The 19377-nt window shown below is 48.8% G+C and carries 32 protein-coding genes; 15 read left to right on the top strand and 17 right to left on the bottom strand.

Annotated elements, in window-relative coordinates; all coding sequences use genetic code 11:
• Positions 1 to 3 precede the first annotated feature (3 nt).
• The 12 genes from HY394_05335 to HY394_05280 form a co-directional block, all read right to left on the bottom strand.
• Positions 4 to 1203, bottom strand: coding sequence for a hypothetical protein (locus HY394_05335; protein ID MBI4053429.1), 1200 nt, complete (start codon positions 1201 to 1203; stop codon positions 4 to 6).
• 8 nt (positions 1204 to 1211) lie between these two features.
• Positions 1212 to 2579: an FIST C-terminal domain-containing protein gene (locus HY394_05330; GenBank protein ID MBI4053428.1), complete on the bottom strand. Its 1368-nt coding sequence runs from the start codon at positions 2577 to 2579 to the stop codon at positions 1212 to 1214.
• 2 nt (positions 2580 to 2581) lie between these two features.
• A complete protein-coding gene (locus HY394_05325) occupies positions 2582 to 3022 on the bottom strand; it encodes a hypothetical protein (protein ID MBI4053427.1) in 441 nt (146 codons plus the stop codon).
• 92 nt (positions 3023 to 3114) lie between these two features.
• On the bottom strand, positions 3115 to 3489 hold the full coding sequence (locus tag HY394_05320; GenBank protein ID MBI4053426.1) for a hypothetical protein: 375 nt from the start codon (positions 3487 to 3489) through the stop codon (positions 3115 to 3117).
• On the bottom strand, positions 3422 to 4018 hold the full coding sequence (locus tag HY394_05315) for a hypothetical protein (protein MBI4053425.1): 597 nt from the start codon (positions 4016 to 4018) through the stop codon (positions 3422 to 3424). Before HY394_05315 ends, HY394_05320 begins: the two co-directional genes overlap by 68 nt.
• A gap of 99 nt (positions 4019 to 4117) precedes the next feature.
• Positions 4118 to 4468 (bottom strand): type II toxin-antitoxin system PemK/MazF family toxin, encoded by a 351-nt coding sequence (locus HY394_05310; GenBank protein ID MBI4053424.1) that lies wholly within the window; start codon positions 4466 to 4468, stop codon positions 4118 to 4120.
• The gene (locus tag HY394_05305; GenBank protein MBI4053423.1) at positions 4465 to 4725 is read right to left on the bottom strand and encodes an AbrB/MazE/SpoVT family DNA-binding domain-containing protein; all 261 of its coding nucleotides are present in this window, start codon (positions 4723 to 4725) and stop codon (positions 4465 to 4467) included. Before HY394_05305 ends, HY394_05310 begins: the two co-directional genes overlap by 4 nt.
• A gap of 41 nt (positions 4726 to 4766) precedes the next feature.
• Positions 4767 to 5033 carry a hypothetical protein gene (locus HY394_05300; GenBank protein ID MBI4053422.1) on the bottom strand — a complete coding sequence of 89 codons (267 nt, stop codon included), beginning with the start codon at positions 5031 to 5033 and terminating at the stop codon, positions 4767 to 4769.
• A gap of 186 nt (positions 5034 to 5219) precedes the next feature.
• Positions 5220 to 5576 (bottom strand): type II toxin-antitoxin system PemK/MazF family toxin, encoded by a 357-nt coding sequence (locus tag HY394_05295; GenBank protein ID MBI4053421.1) that lies wholly within the window; start codon positions 5574 to 5576, stop codon positions 5220 to 5222.
• The gene (locus tag HY394_05290; GenBank protein MBI4053420.1) at positions 5557 to 5757 is read right to left on the bottom strand and encodes a hypothetical protein; all 201 of its coding nucleotides are present in this window, start codon (positions 5755 to 5757) and stop codon (positions 5557 to 5559) included. The genes HY394_05295 and HY394_05290 overlap by 20 nt, the downstream gene beginning before the upstream one ends.
• Positions 5758 to 5816: 59 nt before the next feature.
• Entirely contained in the window at positions 5817 to 6026 is a 210-nt protein-coding gene (locus HY394_05285; protein ID MBI4053419.1) for a ribbon-helix-helix protein, CopG family, read from the bottom strand.
• A gap of 124 nt (positions 6027 to 6150) precedes the next feature.
• A complete protein-coding gene (locus tag HY394_05280) occupies positions 6151 to 6771 on the bottom strand; it encodes an acetate--CoA ligase family protein (protein MBI4053418.1) in 621 nt (206 codons plus the stop codon).
• Positions 6772 to 6824: 53 nt separating this feature from the next.
• On the opposite strand from HY394_05280, the gene HY394_05275 reads away from it, so the two are divergent.
• Complete coding sequence (locus tag HY394_05275; protein ID MBI4053417.1) at positions 6825 to 7508, top strand: 2-phosphosulfolactate phosphatase; 684 nt, start codon at positions 6825 to 6827, stop codon at positions 7506 to 7508.
• Here the strand turns inward: HY394_05275 and HY394_05270 are convergent.
• Complete coding sequence (locus tag HY394_05270) at positions 7505 to 7753, bottom strand: winged helix-turn-helix transcriptional regulator (protein MBI4053416.1); 249 nt, start codon at positions 7751 to 7753, stop codon at positions 7505 to 7507. The genes HY394_05275 and HY394_05270 overlap by 4 nt on opposite strands.
• A 124-nt stretch (positions 7754 to 7877) precedes the next feature.
• On the opposite strand from HY394_05270, the gene HY394_05265 reads away from it, so the two are divergent.
• Complete coding sequence (locus HY394_05265) at positions 7878 to 8135, top strand: hypothetical protein (GenBank protein MBI4053415.1); 258 nt, start codon at positions 7878 to 7880, stop codon at positions 8133 to 8135.
• Between the two features lie 18 nt (positions 8136 to 8153).
• Here the strand turns inward: HY394_05265 and HY394_05260 are convergent, their stop codons facing one another.
• The 4 genes from HY394_05260 to HY394_05245 all read right to left on the bottom strand — a co-directional run bounded on the left by HY394_05260 (position 8154) and on the right by HY394_05245 (position 10193).
• Positions 8154 to 9053, bottom strand: a complete 900-nt coding sequence (locus HY394_05260) for a methylenetetrahydrofolate reductase (GenBank protein MBI4053414.1) — start codon at positions 9051 to 9053, stop codon at positions 8154 to 8156.
• A 97-nt stretch (positions 9054 to 9150) separates the two neighbouring features.
• Positions 9151 to 9399, bottom strand: a complete 249-nt coding sequence (locus HY394_05255) for a type II toxin-antitoxin system RelE/ParE family toxin (GenBank protein MBI4053413.1) — start codon at positions 9397 to 9399, stop codon at positions 9151 to 9153.
• Positions 9400 to 9618 carry a hypothetical protein gene (locus HY394_05250; protein ID MBI4053412.1) on the bottom strand — a complete coding sequence of 73 codons (219 nt, stop codon included), beginning with the start codon at positions 9616 to 9618 and terminating at the stop codon, positions 9400 to 9402. It lies immediately after the preceding gene.
• Positions 9619 to 9692: 74 nt separating this feature from the next.
• Positions 9693 to 10193 (bottom strand): hypothetical protein, encoded by a 501-nt coding sequence (locus HY394_05245; protein MBI4053411.1) that lies wholly within the window; start codon positions 10191 to 10193, stop codon positions 9693 to 9695.
• Between the two features lie 433 nt (positions 10194 to 10626).
• Between HY394_05245 and HY394_05240 the strand changes: the two genes are divergently transcribed.
• From HY394_05240 to HY394_05180, 13 genes are all read left to right on the top strand, one after another.
• The gene (locus tag HY394_05240; protein ID MBI4053410.1) at positions 10627 to 11343 is read left to right on the top strand and encodes a hypothetical protein; all 717 of its coding nucleotides are present in this window, start codon (positions 10627 to 10629) and stop codon (positions 11341 to 11343) included.
• Positions 11344 to 11446: 103 nt separating this feature from the next.
• Positions 11447 to 11743, top strand: a complete 297-nt coding sequence (locus tag HY394_05235) for a hypothetical protein (protein MBI4053409.1) — start codon at positions 11447 to 11449, stop codon at positions 11741 to 11743.
• Positions 11744 to 11746: 3 nt separating this feature from the next.
• On the top strand, positions 11747 to 12070 hold the full coding sequence (locus tag HY394_05230) for a hypothetical protein (GenBank protein MBI4053408.1): 324 nt from the start codon (positions 11747 to 11749) through the stop codon (positions 12068 to 12070).
• 3 nt (positions 12071 to 12073) lie between these two features.
• Positions 12074 to 12688 (top strand): hypothetical protein, encoded by a 615-nt coding sequence (locus HY394_05225; GenBank protein MBI4053407.1) that lies wholly within the window; start codon positions 12074 to 12076, stop codon positions 12686 to 12688.
• Positions 12685 to 13611 carry a DsbA family protein gene (locus HY394_05220; protein ID MBI4053406.1) on the top strand — a complete coding sequence of 309 codons (927 nt, stop codon included), beginning with the start codon at positions 12685 to 12687 and terminating at the stop codon, positions 13609 to 13611. The genes HY394_05225 and HY394_05220 overlap by 4 nt, the downstream gene beginning before the upstream one ends.
• A 42-nt stretch (positions 13612 to 13653) precedes the next feature.
• Entirely contained in the window at positions 13654 to 14571 is a 918-nt protein-coding gene (locus tag HY394_05215) for a DsbA family protein (GenBank protein MBI4053405.1), read from the top strand.
• A 119-nt stretch (positions 14572 to 14690) separates the two neighbouring features.
• Positions 14691 to 14930 (top strand): glutaredoxin family protein, encoded by a 240-nt coding sequence (locus HY394_05210; GenBank protein MBI4053404.1) that lies wholly within the window; start codon positions 14691 to 14693, stop codon positions 14928 to 14930.
• A 46-nt stretch (positions 14931 to 14976) separates the two neighbouring features.
• Positions 14977 to 15936, top strand: a complete 960-nt coding sequence (locus HY394_05205; GenBank protein MBI4053403.1) for an FAD-dependent oxidoreductase — start codon at positions 14977 to 14979, stop codon at positions 15934 to 15936.
• A gap of 52 nt (positions 15937 to 15988) precedes the next feature.
• A complete protein-coding gene (locus HY394_05200) occupies positions 15989 to 17182 on the top strand; it encodes an NADP-dependent malic enzyme (protein MBI4053402.1) in 1194 nt (397 codons plus the stop codon).
• Positions 17183 to 17308: 126 nt separating this feature from the next.
• Positions 17309 to 17632: a winged helix-turn-helix transcriptional regulator gene (locus HY394_05195; GenBank protein ID MBI4053401.1), complete on the top strand. Its 324-nt coding sequence runs from the start codon at positions 17309 to 17311 to the stop codon at positions 17630 to 17632.
• 82 nt (positions 17633 to 17714) lie between these two features.
• Complete coding sequence (locus HY394_05190; protein ID MBI4053400.1) at positions 17715 to 18104, top strand: DUF302 domain-containing protein; 390 nt, start codon at positions 17715 to 17717, stop codon at positions 18102 to 18104.
• Positions 18105 to 18110: 6 nt separating this feature from the next.
• Complete coding sequence (locus tag HY394_05185; protein ID MBI4053399.1) at positions 18111 to 18434, top strand: DsrE family protein; 324 nt, start codon at positions 18111 to 18113, stop codon at positions 18432 to 18434.
• Positions 18435 to 18602: 168 nt separating this feature from the next.
• The gene (locus HY394_05180) at positions 18603 to 19328 is read left to right on the top strand and encodes a hypothetical protein (GenBank protein MBI4053398.1); all 726 of its coding nucleotides are present in this window, start codon (positions 18603 to 18605) and stop codon (positions 19326 to 19328) included.
• Positions 19329 to 19377: the final 49 nt, after the last annotated feature.

The raw sequence follows: 19377 nt of genomic DNA, 5'->3' as shown, positions 1-19377 counted from the left end.
TTGTCACCCGATGCAACAACCCGTGCTTACTACATCTTCCGGGTGATCTATTCTATTTACATCCGTAATTATTTCGCTTTTTATGCCACAATTGCATTCCTTCTCTTTGGCTAATAATGTGGCCGCATCGCCAGGAAAATATCGTATATACAACGTTCCTTGTCTTGCCACAGTAGTATAAGCCAAAAGACCGGTTTCTCCCTTTTTTACTGGCACTAATGTTCCAGACTCTTCTTTTAATACTTCGATATAGTGGGGCCCGTGCAAAACATGAAGGTTATTAAATTTGCAAAGCCTGTCTTTAGGTCCAAGTCCAGTACTTGTTGCTTGAGGTATTGCTTCAGATGATCCTAATAGTGTGACTAACGGCTTATTTGCATTTTCTGCCCAAGTTATAGCTTCATCTATCAATCTATACCCGCCCAAAAAAATAATGTCTATATTTTTTTCAATTATGTCGCTATTGGCTTCTATCAAGCTAAATAAATCTAGCCCGCCAGCACCACCTTTTTGCTCATTGTCCCCTCTCTCGACCGGCCCCTGCACGGTTAAGAGGACATTAATTTTATATGCCTCGATTATGTCTATTACTTCTTTTGGCGGGTCTGTGGTTCTTCGTGGTATATATGTCATTCCGTTTTTAATGAAACTTTCTTTTATGCATTCTCCACCCTTGTGTGTTGGATTATATGTGCTCATTGCGATATCTCCGGGTTTCATTCCTTCATATCGATAGCCGCGAGCAAATCCATGACTCTCAACTTCGATATCGAATTTAGTTACCATTGTAGGTGTGGCAACTCCTTTAGTTCCTCCAGAACGGAATACATATGTGGGTTCTTTTATGTCTGTTGGCAGCATTACATACGGATTTTTTCTGACTTTTTCCCTAAATCCTATGCCGTAATTGCCGCTGTCCTTTATTAATGCTGGAATTTGCCAAAAATCTTCAATTGTTTCTATTTTTTTAGGGTTTGTGCCCGCATAAGCGTTTTTGTAGATTGGCATAAACTTTTTTGCACGTTCTATGTTTTGATTTATAAATGGCAATAGTATCTCTTCAATTTTCTTTTTTGGGGTTTGCTCCCATCCATGTAACCCCCAAATGTGAGGGGGGACATCTAAAATATTCTTATATTCCCCAGAATTGCAATTCTCTATAAATGTCTTAAATTCCTCTTCTATGGTTAATAAATTTTTCATACGGTGTCCTATTTCAGTTCGTTTAAGAGTTTATCATACATCACAAATATGTTCGCTGACATGTGTTGGAATCCTGCTGGTTTTCCTGGGGCTGAACCTATTTCGCCATAACATGAGAATCCCACTAATGGCGCGCCGCCAAATTTTTTTATTAATTTTTTCTGTTCTTCTACTAATTTTTCCTTGAATATTGCTCTTCGTGATGCGCACAAATTTGCGAAAATAACTGCTGGTTTTGTTGTTTCGCTTGTGAACTCTTGTATTTTTGTGGAAATGGCGTCTGAGGCTTTCATTAGGTTTTCTTGTTTGGCGTCCATTATGTACACGGGCCACCCTTCGATTAGTGGTGCGACATAGCCAAGGCTGTCTTTCCCATTTTGTTTACTATATACCCCTGCACCGCGGATAATGTAGTTTCCATATCCGTCGGGGGTGCCCAGCGGCCATCTCTGGGTTATTGTTTGACTGCTTTTTTCAAATTCTTCTCTTGAAATGCCGATTTCTTCTGCATACCAATCTATAACGTTTCTTCCGGATATTTCGTTAACTATATAGCCTTCATTGCTCGTTTTGGAAACAAATCCTATTTTGTCAGTTCTGACTGCGCCATGCTCGAGCGCTTGCCCATAGAGAATATTCCCTGCATTTATTATTACAACTAGGCCATCTTTCAGCACTTTTCCATTGTGGAATATGTTGATTTCGTATGGCTGCCCGCCAAACAACTTTTCTATTGGCGCGCCATAGCTACCGCCAAATAATGGGACATTTGGACCCAGCACATTGAAAACAGCGTTAACTATTTTTGTTTCATCACCCATTACAGGTAATTTGAGGCCTCTGCTATAAACAATTACAAAATATGATGGGATTTTTAGCAACCACTCGACATTTCCTTGTTTCATCCTTGAAACCTGTAAATATGGGTCAATATATTGGTCCAAGGTAAGTTTGCTAACGGCTTCCTTTATCGTTTTTTTTGCTATGCCATAAGGGTCTTTGGAGATATTCTCTGCTGAAGCAATGCTAACATGCAAGAAATCGGATTGTAACGAAACTATTAGAATCCCGTTGTCTATTATTCTATCGTTATATAATACTCTGTCTGTGGAACCCCCGACATAATCGGTTCCGCCTAATTCCTCAATTAAACCTTTGTTAATCTCATTCGGGTCATACTCGCCTGAATAATAAACATAGGAAATGGTTGGTTTTTTGCCATTTAATTGTTTTAATGCTTTTTGAGCCGCTTCTTTTGTGGCTGTTACGCTATTTTTTGTTTCTGATAAACCGATGCCAACAGTAATTCTACTCGTTTTACCTTTTTCTTTTAATTTTTGCAATTTTGACCATTTTGTTATAATTCCTTCAACCATAATTATTCAACCTTCCCGAGTTTTCTAAAACCTTGTGGGGGTGGCCCTAGAACTCTTTTTATTTTTTTAATTTCAATTGAATCTTGAATCAGCGGCGCCAAATGCTCGGGTATTGTTTTTTCCAATGTCCTTTCGAGCGATTCTTTGAATTTTTTGGCCTTTTTTTCTTCTTTGTAGTGTGCTAGTAGGGTTATGGGCGTGCCAATTAATAGCTCTAGTAGCCCATCTTTTAGTAATGCCCTATGGAACATTTTTGTTTCTAATAGATCCGAGCCAATGTATGTAAGTTCTTCCCCGAGATTCTTCTCTAATTCTAACAAAAATGTCTCTAGATTATGTTGTGAAAGTTGTTCTTGCCTTGTGAGGACATCCTCTTTTTCCAGTTTAAACGGGAAAATGCCGCTAAAATCCACTAGCAATATATCGTAAAATTCCCCGTTCACAGAATAGCACCTTGTTACAACTAAAGCGTTAACAAGTTTTTATAATTTTCTACATCGTTTTTAAGGCGTGTCTAGTGTTTTTTGTTGATTTTTTAAACCTTTTTAATGTATAAATCTCGCATGGTTTTTTCTTTCATCGGTTCCAAATCCGACGTCTGTTTTGCAGTTTTGCGGGTTTTGGGGGCTGGTTCGGCTTTGTCGGCTAAGGAGGTTTTTGCCAAGTTGAAGCGGGAGCATTCTTTGGCTGTTTCGTATCGGGCCGTCCATAAGGCTTTGTCTGGCATGGTCAAGGACAGGGTTTTGCTTGTTTCTGACAAGAAGTATTCGGTTTCGTTGGAATGGCTGGATTCTTTGGAAGCGTTTTCAAGGTCAATAAAGCGGGAAAAATCCGGGAATATTTTAAGCGATTTGCCGGCTGTTTTGGAGTTTGGTTCGGTGGCGGAAGTTGACCATTTTTTGGTTGACATGAGCACCAAAATAGCTGAAGTCGTCCCAGACGGACGAAACCTCTTCCTGCGACGCTGCCTCTAACAGCCTGTCGGCGGGGATTTCAGCGACAAGGGAATTGCCTATTTTGAATTCCTGTTTGACCGTGCCGCCAAGTTCCCTGATTTTTTGTGCAATGGCCTGCAGGTCTTCGCCGTCTTTTGCCGTAAAGATTGCCTTGACTGCCTGCGGCATGCCATTTGGGTTTTCAGGCATGGAAATTGCGTTTTCCTGCGTCTGGCCCGCGGCTGGTTGTTCCGGGAAACCTGTGGCGTTTTGCGGCATTTGAATGTTTGCGAACGCTTCCGGTGCCTTTTCCGCTGCCTGCTGCATGAGTTCGGGGGAAACTTTTGCGATTGCCTCAGAATAGTCTTGTGGTGCATTGGCAGGCTGAATGTTGGCTTGGGCAAGGCCTGTGCTGGTCTGCGCGCTTACGGCAACCGCGAGCACAAGCAACAGTGCGAAGGCTGAAACAGCCGTTATCCTTTGAGCCTGCTTTTCGGCAAACAATTGCCAACCCCTCGTACATAACCCTTTCACCTGGCTTAATATGGCTGAGGTTGAAAAAAAATCAACCTATGGGTTGAGTGGCTTGCCGGCGTTTTCGGCTTATTCTTCAAGGCCGAGGCTGGTTTTGAGGGCTTCGTTGACTTTCAGCATTGCCGCTGTCTTCAGAGAGCCAAGCTTTTTGAGTATCCGGTCTTCAACGGATATTGTTCTTATTTGGTTGCACAACGCCATGCTTGTTTCTTTTAATCCGGAATCTCCCGGCAGTATTTTGGCTTCTGTCGGATATTCCTTGTCGGAAAGGGCGGATGTCATCGGGATAATAATCGTGGTCGGGCTATACGCGTTTGCAATGTCGTTTTGGATTATTATGCAGGGCCTAATCCTGCCTTGTTCAGAGCCGAATGACGGCTCGAGGTTTGCCAATACTATGTCTCCGCGCTTCAGATTCATTTCAAAAACCTGTTGGCCTCAATGTCTGCGGCTTCCCATTCCTTGTTGGTTTTCCTGTGCAAATCAGCGTATTTTATATAATATTCTTTCATCAGCGTTTCCTTGCGCTTTTTGCTTAACTCCTTTTCCACGACGATTTTGCCGCCTTCAATCTTGACTATGACCCTGTCGTTTGCCTTCAGGCCCTTTATCCGCCTGATTGTTTTTGGAATGGTTATCTGGCCTCTCTGGCCCATGGTTGAAATGCTTTCGAACAACAAACCACCAGTATGAATTAATACATACTTTTTCATGCCGTTCATATTAAGCCCTTTTCCGCCGCGGCAATCTCCGTGATGTGCAGTGCCTTGTACAGGCAGCCTTCCTTTTTGATTGCGTTGGCTTTCTGCATGCCGGCAAGGATTCTTTTTGTCTGCGGCTTGCTTTTGCCGAAAAGCGCTGAAAGCTCGTCGTGCGTGAAATAGCGCTGCCTTTTCGAGGCGTGGAAGACTTTAAGGTAGTGCGGCGTGTTGCCGTTGACTTTTTCGTCAAAGAGTTTCAGGTAAGCCAGTTCGGCTATGCTCATTGCCACACATCCAACCCCAAAAATGACTGTTTGAAAGAAAACGGTGCGCTTCCGGGCTTTTGGCCAGGCGGAAACGCACCGAGCAGGCTCTAGTGAATCTAGGAGCCGTACGCAATGCTTTTGCCGAAACTTAAATAGGTTATGTTGAAAAAAAATCAACCCGGCGGTTGAATTTATTTTTTTTCATTACTTCAAAGAAAAAAGTGTTTTCATTTTTTGTTTTGTTTCAGCAAGCTTTTTTTCTGAGAGCCTGCCTATTATGCCGGAAACCTGCTCTTTTGCAAGGGTAACCGGAAAGTCAGCCATTATCGTGCATTCCTTTTTCAGTTTTCCGCCGAAAACGTCCCCGTCGGCAATGTCGACATTGAACGGAAAGGGCCTTTCTTTTGCGGAAGTGATTTTCAGCACGATGATGTCGGCAAATTTTTTGTTATATTCTGTGCTGCTGATTACAAGCGCCGGCCTGAGCTTTACCCCCGCCATGTCTGAAAAGATTATGTTCGCGGTTATGATTGTTCCCTGCTCAAAGTTCGAAAAGTTCATCGGCGGCATCCCAGTCCTCCAATGAGTGTTTCAGCGCGTATTTTCTCCAGGGCTCGCTTTTTTCGATTTCTGAGGCTTTTTTTGCGATTGCCTGCCTTGCCACTTCGCTCCACCTGATTTCCGCGTGCTTTTTCATTATTTCGTGGAGTTCTTGCGGCACGGCCAGAGTCATGTTCACCATCGGCAAATCACCTTAAATAAGTAGAATAAGTAAAAAATTTAAATGGGTCTTGTTGGAGGCTAGTGCACGCCTTTTCCGAAAAACTCGCCGGCGGTCTGCCCTTCTTTTTCAAGCTCGTTTTCCGACAGGGCGCGCCTGAATTCCAAAACCTTGCTGCGCAACGCATCCCTGACAAAATCGTTGCGCGAATGGTACAAACCGGTTTCCTTGACGATTTCGTCGACCAGGCGGATGAGGTTTTCATCAACGGTAAAAGCATACTGTTTCATATTGTAAACAATATTGTATTCAATATTAATAAATGTTGATTTGGCATTTGTGGGCATTTTTTTGCTGGATTTTCCTGTTTTTGCAGCTTCGGACGGGAAAGTTTGGTGGCTTTGGCGGAGCCGGTCAGATTATTGCGCGGCAGTCCACTGCAACGATTTTTTCGGGCGTGGCAATCAGCGGATTGATGTCCAATTCTTTTATGTTTTCTTTTTCGAGCATTTCCGCGGTTTTGAGCAGAATCTCTTCCAGTTCGTGGAAGTTTATGGGCTTTTGGCCGCGCACCCCTGCCAGGATGGGGTAGCCCTTGATTTCGGCTATCATTTTTTTCGTGTCCTTTCGCGTTATCGGGCAGATGCGGATGGAAAAGTCCTTTATGACTTCGACGAGAACGCCGCCCAGGCCGAACAGTATTGTGTGGCCGAACTGTTCGTCGAATTTTCCGCCTATGATTATTTCTCGGCCGGCGAGCTGTTTTTGGAGCATCGCGCTTTGGAATCCCGGCATTTTCCTGAAGTCGTGCAATGCGCGTTTTGCCTTTGCAAGCGAATCTATGTTCAGCCTTACTCCCCCCTTGTCGGTTTTGTGCGAGAACTTTTCTGAAACGATTTTCATGGCAATCGGGTAGCGGAGTTTCCTGCAAGCCGCTTTGAGCTCGGGCTCGGTTTTGACTTCGACGCTTTCGACGACTGGAATGCCGTGCCTTTTGAGCAGTTGCATTGAATCGGAAACGGTCAAAGTCGGCATGCCGCAATGATTGCGCATTTTGTTTTTTTAAATGTTGTCTGGCTGGTTTTTGCATGGAAGTGCGGGTTTTTCCCCTGCTTGAGGGCGCGGAATACGCAAACGGCACGGTCGTAATAATTGACGTCCTGCGCGCGTTTTCGACCGCCGCATACGTCTTTGCTCAGGGCGCAAGGGAAATGATTGTTGTCGAGCATCTGCAGGAAGCATTCGCGCTCAAGGAAACGCATCCGGATTTCGTGCTGATGGGCGAGGAGTTCGGCCTGCAGGTTCCGGGCTTCGACTACGGCAATTCGCCCACGCAAATTCTTGGACAAAATTTTTCCGGCAAAACCATAATTTTCCGGACAACCGCCGGCACCCCGGGGATAAGGCACGCGTTTCACGCGAAAGAGATTCTGGCGGCAGGCTTTTTGACGGCTGACGCGGTCGTCAAATACTTGATGGAAAAAAATCCTGAAACCGTTTCCCTTGTGCCAATGGGAAAGCTCGGCATCGAGGAAAGGGTGGAAGACGATTTGTGCGCGGAATACATTGCATGGCGCCTTGCCGGAAAAAAGCCGGATTTTGAAAACATGAAAAGGCGGATTCTCGCTGGTCCCGGCGCGCAGATTTTTTTGGACAAAGGCATGCCGGAATTCCCGGAAAGCGATTTGGACTTGTGCCTGCAGGCGGGAAAGTTTGACTTTGTTTTGCGCGCGGACAAAAAAAGGGAAAGGCTGTTCCGCGTGGACGTTTAGTTTGCCAGCCTGACAAGCTTCACGGCCCTGCCGTTGACTGTGGTTTTCCTGCTTTTTACGGCTTTTGACTTTTCCAGCTTTTTTATGGTGGCATGCGCCTTGCCGGTTGTCCAGCCGAGGGCTTTTGCCAGCTGGTACGCTGACGTTTCGCCGTTTTCCTGCAGGTAAAGCATCGCTTTCCACGCCGGAATTTTTTCGAGCTCTTTTTTTATGCTTTCAGAAACCGGAAGCTGTATTGTTTGCATCTTGTTCCCTCCTTTATGCTAATATCCTGAATTTCAAAATATTATTAAACAGGTAAGTTTGGCAGTCAAGGGAAACGCACTTGGGCGGCGTTTATATTTTGAAATTTGTGAAATCTTTTTGGTTTTGCAATTGAGTGAACTGGAAACATTGCCAAAATTCAGGGTTTCAGTGCAATCGCTTTATGCAGAGCTGGGTGATTCGCTGAACAAGCATGCCACGATTACAAACCTGTCAAGGCATGTGGCGAAGCACGACCGGGAATTCGTCCGTGATGTCGTGAAGGCGTTCATAAAAGCCGGGTTGCTCAGGAAACACCGGACTGACACTTTTTGCTGGACCGCAGGCGGGCTTGCTTATGCGAGACGGGTTTTGTCCGATTAGTTTTTTTTGCCCGCGTTTTCAGTCGACAAGCTCGAGCACGAGTTCCTGCCTTTTCAATGGCATGACGTGTATGCCGTCGCAGTGCTTCCTTATCTCGCTAATCGTGCGGCGGGCGATTTCGATGCCGGTTTTTTCCTGGTTGTGCGAGGATTCGATTTCCCTTATGATTTTTTCCGGCACTTTCACGCCGGGAACCTTTTCCGCGACGAAATGCGCCATTTTTGCTGACTGCAACGGGATTATTCCTGCGAGAATTTTTGCGCCGGTCCCGCGGATTTTGGCGCTTTCCTCAACGAATTTTTGCGGGTCGAAGACAAGCTGGCTCTGGAAGAATTTGGCGCCGGCATAGGCTTTTCTTATTGCCCTGTCCTGGTTTGAATAGTTGGGGTTGAAGGTTGCGCCCACGAAATAGTTGGTGTTGCCTTTCAGGCGGTTGCCGACCTCGTCAAAACCGGCATTCAAATTATGTATCAGTTTTATGAGTTTCACTGACTCGAATTCGAACACCTTTTTCGCGTTCGGGTGGTCGCCAACCTGCGGCGGGTCGCCGGTCAGGGCAAGCACGTTGCGGATGCCGAGAACCCAGCCGCTCAGCAGATCCGACTGCAATGCAAGCTGGTTCCTGTCCTTGCACGCGACCTGCCAGATTGGCTCGAAGCCTTCCTCAAGCAGAAGCCTGCACACGCCTATGCCTCCGATTTTCATGACCGAGCGCGTGTTGTCGGGAATGTTGTAGGCGTCGACCGCGCCTTTCAGGAGCTTGGCGTTCTGCATCACTTCGGCCAGGTCCGTTCCTTTGGGCAGGTGCACTTCGACCGTGAAGACAAATTTGCCCTGCTCCAGCTTTTTCTGGAACGCGGACTTTCCGGCGTGAGATTCCTCCGGCAAAGCCTGTGCGGTTTTCGTGTCAAAGCCCATAAGCCCACTTCGGAATTTGTTTAAATAATGTGAAGGGCGAAGATATTTATTAATATTTTTTGTGCTAAAATATTCAAAAAAGAATAAGGCAGTTTGGTTACCTGTAAGCCCTGTCCCGGTGTTCGATTTTCGCGATTATTATTGTATTTTCCCTTATTGAAAAAATCACCCGGTATTTGCCGACGCGTTCGCTGAAAAAATTTTTGAACGCGTTTGAGAGGGGCTTTGCGAGAAACGGATTTCCGGAAAGCACTTCAAGCCTTTTCAGGACCTGGATTTGCATTGCCTTGTCGAGCTTTTGCAGTTTGTCAAGTGCTTTGGTTGAATATTCTATTTCGAAAGGCATTCAAAGACCCAATTTTTTGAGCACTTCCTTGTGGGAAACCGTTTTGCCTTTTTTGTGTTCGTCTTCGGCGATGCCGATGGCTTTCAGGTCGTCCAAAAGCTCCGCATCGCTTATTTTTTCCGCGATTGCCTGCCTTGCGACCTCGCTCCACTTGAATTCCGGGTGCTTCTGCATTTTGCCGTACAATTCGTCCGGCATTGAAAGCGTAATGTTGACCAATAAACCACCTATTTACAATATGTGCCAGCACATATTTAAAAATATTGCCGCAGGGGAAAGCTGACTTGCCGCGGCTACTCCAAGCCTTCCTTTATTTCCTTGGTGAACCTGATGATTTTCGTCTTGCCAAGCTTCTCTGTTTCTATGACGCCGCGGTCGAGCAGGCGCTGTATGATGCGGTGCGATTTCACTTTTGTCATGCCCGGCAGCCTCGTCGCTTCCGCCTGCAGGATCTTGCCGTGGTTCTCCACAAGCAGGTTCACAACCTTCCGTTCCTCGGGGTTGAGCAGTTTCAGCAGAACGTCAGTGTTCTTTTTCAGGCTCTGCTTTGTCGTTTCCACTTTTCCTGACATGAAATAGAATATGCCCGCGCCGAAGGCGAAGGCCGCGGCCAAAAGGAACGGCAGCGCTGCGTTCAAAAAGTTCAGTTCCTGTTCGTGCTCGCACGCTATTTTTTCGGTGCTGCAGCTGTTATTGCTTGTCTGTTTCTGGAAATACGCCGCAAGGTTGAATCCGGCGATGACGAGCAGGATTATTGCGACTATTCCTAACAGTGTCTTTGTGTTTGCGCGCATTCTATGCATTGTCTGCGCTGCAGTTTTTAACCCTTTTTGCGCAGGCCGCATGACTTCGGCAACGGTTTTTTTTTCCAGCCTGCGCTGCAGGGTGCTCTGCAGCCCCGAAATTTTTAATATGAAAAGAACGCAGATGGGTATCGAGCAAAGCGAGATTTCCGTGTAGGGGGCATCCCCTCACAATCCCTGAATGTTTAATGCGAAAATAAAGCAGATGGGTACTGAGCCGCGCGAAGTACCCGTCGTCGGACCCGGCGGACGAAACCGCCGCCTTGGTTCGCACCAGCCGGGCGTGTCAGTTGCCAATGGGCGCAGCGCTATGCGAGCAAAGCGAGCATAGTGCACGCACCAGCCGGGCGTTCGGCTTTTGACGGTTTCAAGAACGGCTATATATGGTTTCAGCCGCATTCCTTGCATTGAGGTGGTTTTTTTCATGGACAAAAATCTGGAGCAAACGCTCCTAGCAGTGCTTTCAATTCTTGTCGTCGGCGTTTTCGCCTTCAACACTTATTTGAGTTTTCAGTTGAACGGCGCGCTTTCAGGCCTTTCGCTTGGCAGCGGCCTTAACTCGTCAATAAGTGTTGGCGTCACGCCTGCGGCGGCTTCGGGCAACGCGGTGCTTTCAACCGCAAACCTTATGGAAACAGTGATTCCGAGGGGAATCCCAGCAGTTTACGGTTCGGAGCTCGGGGTTTCGTTCGAACAGCCGGTGCAGTCGCTTGCAATCCTTGCGCCGCTTGACGACCAGATAACGCTTTCCGGCGACAATTTGCAGAGGTACATAAAAATCGCCACCAAGATTTCGTGCGAGTACTGCTGCGGCGCGGACTCGATAATATTCAATACCGGCGAAGCGGCGTGCGGCTGCCAGCACAGCTATGCCATGAGGGGCCTTGCAAAATACATTCTGACAAAGCACGGTTCCGAGTTTTCAGACGAGCAGGTTTTGGAGGAATTGGGCAAGTGGAAGACGATGTTTTTCCCGAAGCAGATTCTCCAGAAGGCTTCCCTGCTTGCGGCGAACAGCATTGAACTCAATTACATCAACCTTGCATCCAACAAGTTCAGGGATGTTTCCAAGCTGAAGGAGGTTGCGGCAACTTCCGGCAGCGGCCTGGACAGCATTCCGGACATGGTCGGCGGGTGTTAAGGCCGGTTTAGGCTGCCGTAGAAATTTGCGGCATCCGGATGATGCTGGGTGCCGCCATTCATAATTTGGCAAAACAAAAATTTTTGGTTGGAGGTTTTGGTGAATGTCTAAAGAAAATTCTGAACATAGTGAAAAGAAACAATCCGGTGCCGGTGGCCTTTTCGGCCTGGGCAATTCGCAGGTTTTTCTTATTGTGCTTGCGGCGTTGTTTGTTTTAGGCGCGGTGCAGGCGCTGCAGTTTTCAGGCGCAATAAATGCGGTCGGCCAGTTGAAACAGTCAGCGGGCGCAGGCAATACTGCGTTGGTGCAGCAGCAGGCAACAGCAGCGGGCAATGCGGGCGCGCAGCAAAGCACTCCAAGCAGCCTGCAGAATCTGCCGGACATGGTCGGCGGGTGTTAAAGCATGGACAAGCTTTTGATCGGGCTTACGGCCCTGATTGGGATTGGCGTCCTGCTGATTGGCGCTTCCGCTTTCAGCCTGTTGAGCCAGCCCAGGCTTGACGTCGGGCAAAGCGGGCAAATCCTGCAGACGCAGTCAAACCAGCAGTTTTTCGAGCAGCAGGCCGCCTCTTCCGGCAGCCAGTGCGGCAACTTGCAGGATGAGGCAAACGTCCAGCATTTGTCGCATCATCCCGGCCAGTATGCGGACTGCCTGAAAAAAGTCGACCCATCGTTTTTGCAGAAAGCGACGGGCAGAACCCTTGGGCAGATTCTTGGAAGTGCTTAAATCATGGAATCCGAAAGCGCGTGGCTGCAAACCAATCCCGCCGGGACGGCAATCCCCGTTCCCGGCAGGAATCCCGCGTTTTTCGGTTTCCTTGCATTTGCCGGAATTCTGCTGTTTTTTTTCGGAGTGCTTTCAATTGCGAACTCTTTGCGGCATGCGATTGAACAGTTTTATTTTTCGTGGCCCTGGCTTGTTGCATTGTCCTTCGGCTTCGGTTTGCAGGTAGCGTTGTTTGTTTTCCTTTCTGATGCGGTTTCAGCGCAGAATGCCGCGCTGAAAGGCGAGGTTGCCGCTTCCGGCGGTGTTTCGGCAACAAGCATGGCGGCATGCTGCGCGCACCACATAGCAGACGTTCTTCCATTGGCTGGCGCGACAATACTTTCAGGCGTTCTTTTCCGGTTCCAGCCGTTTTTCATTTCAATCGGCCTGGTTTCCGCTTTTCTCGGCTCGGCGCACATGCTTGGCATGGTGAAAAAGCACGGCCTGGCGGAAAAAACGGGGATTTTTGAGCCGGTTTTTTCGCTTGACTTTGCCTTGCTGTTCAAGTCGGGCGTGTTTCTGGGCGCAATCGCGGTTGTCTTGTCTTTATGGTTTTCCTTGAAGGGGGGATTGTTTTGAAAAAAGTCGGGGAAATTGTTTTGAAAAAAGTTGTCGTGATGTCCTTGTTTTCCTTGGCGGTTGTTTTGCTTCTGGCGTCTGTCCTGTCGGTTGCCGGCATACTGCCTGTCGGCAGTGCCGGTGTGCAAAATTCGCAAAGCATCGGGCACATAGCCAGTTCCAACGGCTCTGCCCCATCCACGTCTGCAGCGAACCTTGCCATTGCCACCGGCTCTGAACCTTCCAAACAGGTAAACTGCCGCGGCGGAACACTGCCGGGACAGGCCAAGGGCATTTCCGCATCTCCCGTGCCCCCGATTGCCGGCGGGCAGTCCACGCCATCCGGCCAGGCAGCGGTTGTTTCCGGGGCTGTGGTCGTTCCGGCACAGCAGCCGGTTTCAGCCGTGGCGGCAGTGCAGCAGAATCCTGATGCAAAGGTAAAGATTGTCGAGTTCGGCGATTTGCAGTGCTTTTTCACGAAAAAGTTTTTCAACGAAACTTTTCTGGAATTCAAGAAAAAATTCGTTGACACGGGCAAAGTGAGCTTTTCGTACAAGGATTTCCCGATCCACGAGTTTTCCGACCGCTATGCCGGGGCGGGAAAGTGCGCGGAGGCGCAGGGCAAAAGATGGGAGTTCATGCAGGCCTTGTTCAGCCAGCCGCCGAAACCGGATTCGGAGCACGACCATTCGGCAAAGCAGTTTGACCCGAAGCCCGTGTTTGACGCCGCACAGTCCTCTGGCTTGGACGGGAAGGCGTTTTCCGATTGCTTCAATGCCGGCACGTTTTCGCTGGCGGTGAAGGCCGATGAAAAGGAGGCTTATGACCTCAACCTGAACGCTACGCCGACGTTTTTCATCAACGGCGAGAAGGTTGTCGGCGCGAAGACCTTGGCTGAATTCGAGGCGGTTGTCCAGTCGAAACTTTCCGGGGAAAGCAATTAAAACAAAACGCATTGTTTTGTGTATTGTTTTTCGGGTGCCCGGATGATTTGCCTGATAGCCTTGGTTGTTTTCGCAGTTCTAGGCATTTTTTCCGCGAAGTACCGGCGGCTTGCATTGGAGGCGTTCGACTGCGTTTTCAGGCGCATCACTTTCCGGAAATGCAATACTTCGTTTGACAGGAAAATGAAAATGAGGATTTCCGCGAAAATCCTCGAAAAGCATGAGGGCCTCGGCAGGTTTGTTTTCAAGCACTTCGAGGCATTGTCCTGGTTTTTCACTTTGCTCATGATTGCAAGCATCGCGCTTTCGGCCTGGGGCGCCTACAACTTCTGGGCCTACGGGAACTGCAACGGCCCGGACAGCAGCGGCTTCTGCATTTACAATGCGGCATTCGGCAATGGTTCGTCTGCCGCAGCTCCGGCGCCGGAAAGCCTTGCCGTGCCCACTGCAATTGAGGGAATTTCCCTCGGCAACCCGGATGCCAATGAAACGGTTTTCATTTTCGGATGTTTTTCGTGCCCTTACACGAAAAAGGCGTGGCCCGCGACAAAACAGCTCATTGAAAATTATGGCGGCAGGGTTCATTTTGTCTGGAAGTTTTTTCCGCTTGAAAACCATCCTTTCAGCAGGCCTGCCGCAGAAATTGCGGCGTGCGCGGCCGCGCAGGGAAAGTTCATTGAGTTTGCAACAGCCCTGTTTGACAACCAGGATGAATTCAGGCAGAAGGGCATCGGATTCATTTTCGGCCTGGCGTCCAAGGCAGGCGCTGACGAGAAGAAACTGCGCGAATGCTATTTTGCCGGAAATGGTTCGGCGATTGTTGATGTAACGCTTGCCGAGGGAAAGAAAGCGGGCATTTACGGCACCCCGACGTTTTTCATCGGAGGCAAGGCTTTGGTGGGCGAAAGCGATTTTTCGGTTCTGGATGCGGCTGTTGCGGAGGCGCTGAAAAAGGCGTAACCCCTGCATTTGCCATTGTGGCCGGCAACATTAAACCAGGGTTTTAAGTGTTAAAAGCTAACAATATTAACCCTGCGCGGGCAATTATTTATGGAATAAATTTTGGAGGCGTTTTTTTTATGGCGAAGAATGTTGTAGTTTATTCGACCACGACCTGCCCTTACTGTGTCATGGCCAAGGATTTTCTCAAGGAAAAGAAAATAAAGTTCGAGGACGTCAACCTGTCCGAAAACCCGGCGAGGGTCCATGAGATAATCGAGAAGAGCGGCCAGACCGGCGTGCCGGTGATTGACGTTGACGGCAAGATTATTGTCGGTTTCAACAAGCCGGAACTGAAAAAGGCGCTTGGCCTCAACTGAGAAAAGCGCTTTAACCTTTTTGCCTTCTTTGTTCTGTGGTGGTTTGTTGCCCGGCGGTAAAGAAAAAACTGAAAATTTCGACGTTGCGATAATCGGCGGGGGCTGCACAGGCCTTGCCGCGGCCATGTATTCCGGCAGGCTTGAACTCAAAACCCTGCTTGTGTCGGAAAATCTCGGCGGCCTCATCCTGTGGACTGACATTGTTGAAAACTATCCCGGCTTCAAGCGCCTGTCGGGACAGGAACTCGTGGACAAGCTGAAAGAGCATGCGATGGATTACAAGGAGCACATAAAAACCGTGCAGGCGAATGTTTCCCGCGTGAAGGGAACTGCCGGCAATTTTTCGCTTGAAACCGACGAAGGGAATTTTTCCGCGAAAACCCTGATTTTTGCCACCGGCACGAAAGTGAAGGAGCTTGACGTTCCCGGCTCTAAGGAATTCAGGAACAAGGGCATTCAGTTCTGCGCTTTGTGCGACGGCGCATTGTTCAAGGGCAAGGAAGTCGCTGTTGTCGGCGGCTCGGATTCAGCTGTGAAGGAAGCAATCGTGCTTGCGCGCTATGCGAAGAAAGTTTTCATTATTTACCGCGGCGGCAAACTGCGCGGAGAGCCTTCAAACATGGAGCGGTTGGAAGCGCTTTCAAATGTTGAAATAATTTGCAACACGAATGTGACTGCGTTCAAGGGCGGAAAGTTTTTGGAAAGCGTTGTCCTAGACAAGCCGCACAATGGGAAAAAAGAGCTTGCACTGGACGCGGTTTTCATGGCAATCGGCCACATTCCCTTGTCCGGGCTTGCAGCCGGCCTCGGCGTGAAAACCAACGGGCATGGCGAAATAATAATCGACCGCTCGTCTTCCACGAACGTTGAAGGCGTTTTCGCTGCAGGGGACGTTGTGGACACCGCGTTCAAGCAGGCGATTGTCGGGGTGGGGGAAGCGGTGAGCGCGGTTTATTCGGCGTTCAGGTTCGTTTCAGGCAATGCAGCGAAGACGAAGAAAGAGTAATCTTTTTTAACCGGAGTAAACATACGATTGTATTCCAACTTTGTTGGTTTTTATGCCTTCCGACATTTTTGCCGAATCGCTTGCATTGCATAAGAAGCTGAGGGGCAAGCTTTCGGTGCAGTCAAAGGTTCCGGTCAAGTCAAGGCACGATTTGAGCGTTGTCTACACTCCCGGCATGGCTGAGGCGTGCAGGCAGATTGCCTTGGACAAAAAAGCGATTTTTGATTTGACCTGGAAGGGCAACTCTGTGGCGGTTTTGAGCGACGGCTCGGCTGTTCTGGGCCTTGGCGACATCGGGCCGGAAGCGGCTCTGCCGGTGATGGAGGGAAAGGCTGTTCTGTTCAAGGAGTTTGCGAACATTGATGCCGTGCCGATTGTTGTGAATGCTTCTTCCGCGAAGGAAATTGCGGATGTTGCAGTTGCGATTGCGCCGACTTTTGGCGGCATAAACCTTGAAGACATTGCAGCGCCGGAATGCTTTGAAGCCGAGCGTGAAATTAAAAGGCGTGTCAGCATTCCGGTCATGCATGACGACCAGCACGGCACAGCCATAGTCGTTTATGCCGCGTTGCTGAATGCGGCGAAGGTTGCAGGCAAAAGGGTTGAGGACCTGAAAATTGTGGTCAATGGTGCCGGAGCCGCGGGCACCGCAATCGCGCGCTGGCTTCATTGTACTGGAATGGATGACAATGTCTGCGTTCCAGTCAGGGAAATAATCCTGGTTGACAGTGTCGGGGCGATCCACAATGGCAGGGCCGGCCTGAATGGCGCAAAGCGGGAGCTTGCAAAGCTGACCAATCCGAACAATGCCGAGGGAAGACTTGCGGAAGTGGTTGTGGGAGCGGATGTTTTTATCGGGGTTTCAAGGGCGGGCCTGATGACTCCTGCAATGATCCGGTCCATGAACGAAAAGCCGATTGTTTTCGCGATGGCGAATCCTGTTCCGGAAATAATGCCTGATGAGGCTTTGAAGGCGGGCGCTTTCATTGTCGGCACTGGCAGAAGTGATTTTCCAAACCAGATAAACAATGTTCTCGCTTTTCCCGGCGTGTTCAGGGGCGCGCTTGACGCGAAAGCAACGGAAATCAACGAGCAAATGAAAATGGCGGCCTCGAAGGCACTGGCGAAGGCAGCGGGGAAGCCTTCAAGGGAAAACATTCTGCCGAATGCCGTGGACAAGGGCGTTGTCCCGAAAATCGCAAAGGCGGTTGCGCGGGCGGCAAGGGAAAGCGGGGTTACAAGGTAATTTTGGCAAATTGCAGTTGCGAGCGAAGCGAGCCAGCCCGATGAAGCGCAGCGGAATCGGGCGCGCACCGGCCGGGCGTGGCGGCCTGGGATGCGTTTAAAAAGTTATATTCGTATATTTGAATATATGAATGCTGATTTGTTCGGTCTGCACGCCGAACTTTGCAAGACGCTTGCCGACCCGAAGCGGCTGGAAATCCTGAGCCTGCTGAGCGAGGGTGAAAAAACGGTTTCCGAGCTCGAGGGCTTAATGAAAATCAGGCAGGCGAATTTGTCCCAGCATTTGGCTGTTTTGAGGCAGAGAAACGTTGTTGTTGCCAGAAAGCATGGCACAACGGTCAGCTACAAAGTTGCCAACAGGAAAATGATTAAGGCCTGCAACCTGATAAGGGCGGTTTTGCTGGAGCAGCTGGAAGACACTGGAAGAATTCTCAGGGCGGCAACCAGATGAATTCCGCGAATAGGCGGCAAAAAATTGAGTTTCCAGCAGGCCAACGAAAAAGTGTTTTGGGTTCGAGGGGGGGGGACGAAAAATGGAATTAGCGGATTTTGCATATGTAGTTGAAACCGGCAAGGGTTTTGACGAGGCAGTTGTATCGGTTTTGAAGGCGGTTGACCATAAAGGCTGGGTACTGTTCCAGGTGTATGACGTGAAAGAGCGGCTGGCTGCAAAAGGATTTGAGCAAAAACCACTGAAAATCATCGAGATTTGTTCAGGCAAGCATGCAAACAAATTTTTGAACAAAAACAGGTTAGTCTCTCTTTGCATGCCATGCAAGATAAATGTTCTGGAGGAAAAAGGGAAAGTGAAAATCGCGGGCATGAAACCAACGATGATTTCACGGTTCTTTCCGGACGTAAGCGAAGAGGACGCCCTTGAAGCAGAACAGGACATCAAGGAAATAGTTGACAACTCAAAGTGATTTGAAATGAAGCTCGCAATAATACTGAATTCAAGCGACCCGGAAACGGCGTGGAACGCATTCAGGTTGGGAGTGGAAGCACTGGAAAACAAACACCATGCAAAAATTTTTCTTCTCGGCAAAGGCGTGGAATGCGAAACTATTCAAGACCGCAGGTTTGATGTTCAGAGAACGATTAACGCATTCAAAAAAAGAAACGGCAAAATACTGGCCTGCGGAACCTGCCTGAAATTGAGGCAAAAGAATGAAAGCAAAATCTGCCCGGTTTCAACAATGCAGGATTTGCTTAGGCTTGTTGAGGAATCCGACAGGATTTTGACTTTCGGGTAAGGCTTCCATCTGCATTGGCCGGCATAATGCTGCGGGACGGGCGCCGGCGAATGGCAGATTTCTGCTTTGTCGTGTCTTTTTGCGGCCAGTGAACGGGGCCACCGATTGCTTTTTAATATTTAAGCCGCCCAATTGCTTTCATTCTGGCCTTTCTTCGGGGGTGGGTTTTTGTCTCGTGGCTCTTTGAAATCCAAGGTTTTGTTTGTTTTGCTGTTCGCGGCAATCGCATTGGCTGCGCAGCAGGTGAATTTTTCCGCGCTTGTCGGCGCGCAGAACCAGTTTTTCACGGTTTTCCAGTTGTTCGGCCCGATTGCGGGCTCTTTTCTCGGCCCGATAGTGGGCGCGGGCGCAGTGCTGATTTCTGAAATCGGCAATGCCGTTGTTTTCGGAAAGGCCTGGGGCCTGCTTGACGTTCTCAGGCTGACACCCATGCTGTTCGCCGCATATTATTTCGGGACGCACGGCAAAAAGGCTTTCCGGAACCTTTCGGTTGCAGTGCCGATCATTGCAATGGCTTTGTTCATGCTGCATCCTGTCGGAAGGCAGGCCTGGTTTTTCAGCCTGTACTGGGCAATCCCGATAATCGCGAAGTTTTTCCCGAACAATCTGCTGATGAAAAGCTTTGGCGCGACTTTCACGGCGCATGCTGTCGGCGGGGCAATCTGGGTCTGGACCGTGCCGATGACGGCGCAGCAGTGGGTTGCATTGATTCCAATCGTGGCATTTGAGAGGACTGTGTTTGCCTTGGGCATAGCATTCTCATTCGTTGTCATGACGACCGTGCTGGCAAAGCTTGATGCTTTGACCAACTCCAAAGTCTCAAATTCCGTCACGATCGAGAAAAAATACGATTTGGCCCTGGCGCTAAAGTCGTTCCTTAAGGCCCGCGCGTGAGCGGGCAATTTTTATTTTTTTCTTTTTTAATTTGTTTGATTCCGGTGCT

It is taken from the genome of Candidatus Diapherotrites archaeon, from assembly GCA_016205145.1.
Classification (GTDB): domain Archaea; phylum Iainarchaeota; class Iainarchaeia; order Iainarchaeales; family JACQJH01; genus JACQJH01.
This window is presented reverse-complemented; position numbering and strand designations above follow the sequence as displayed.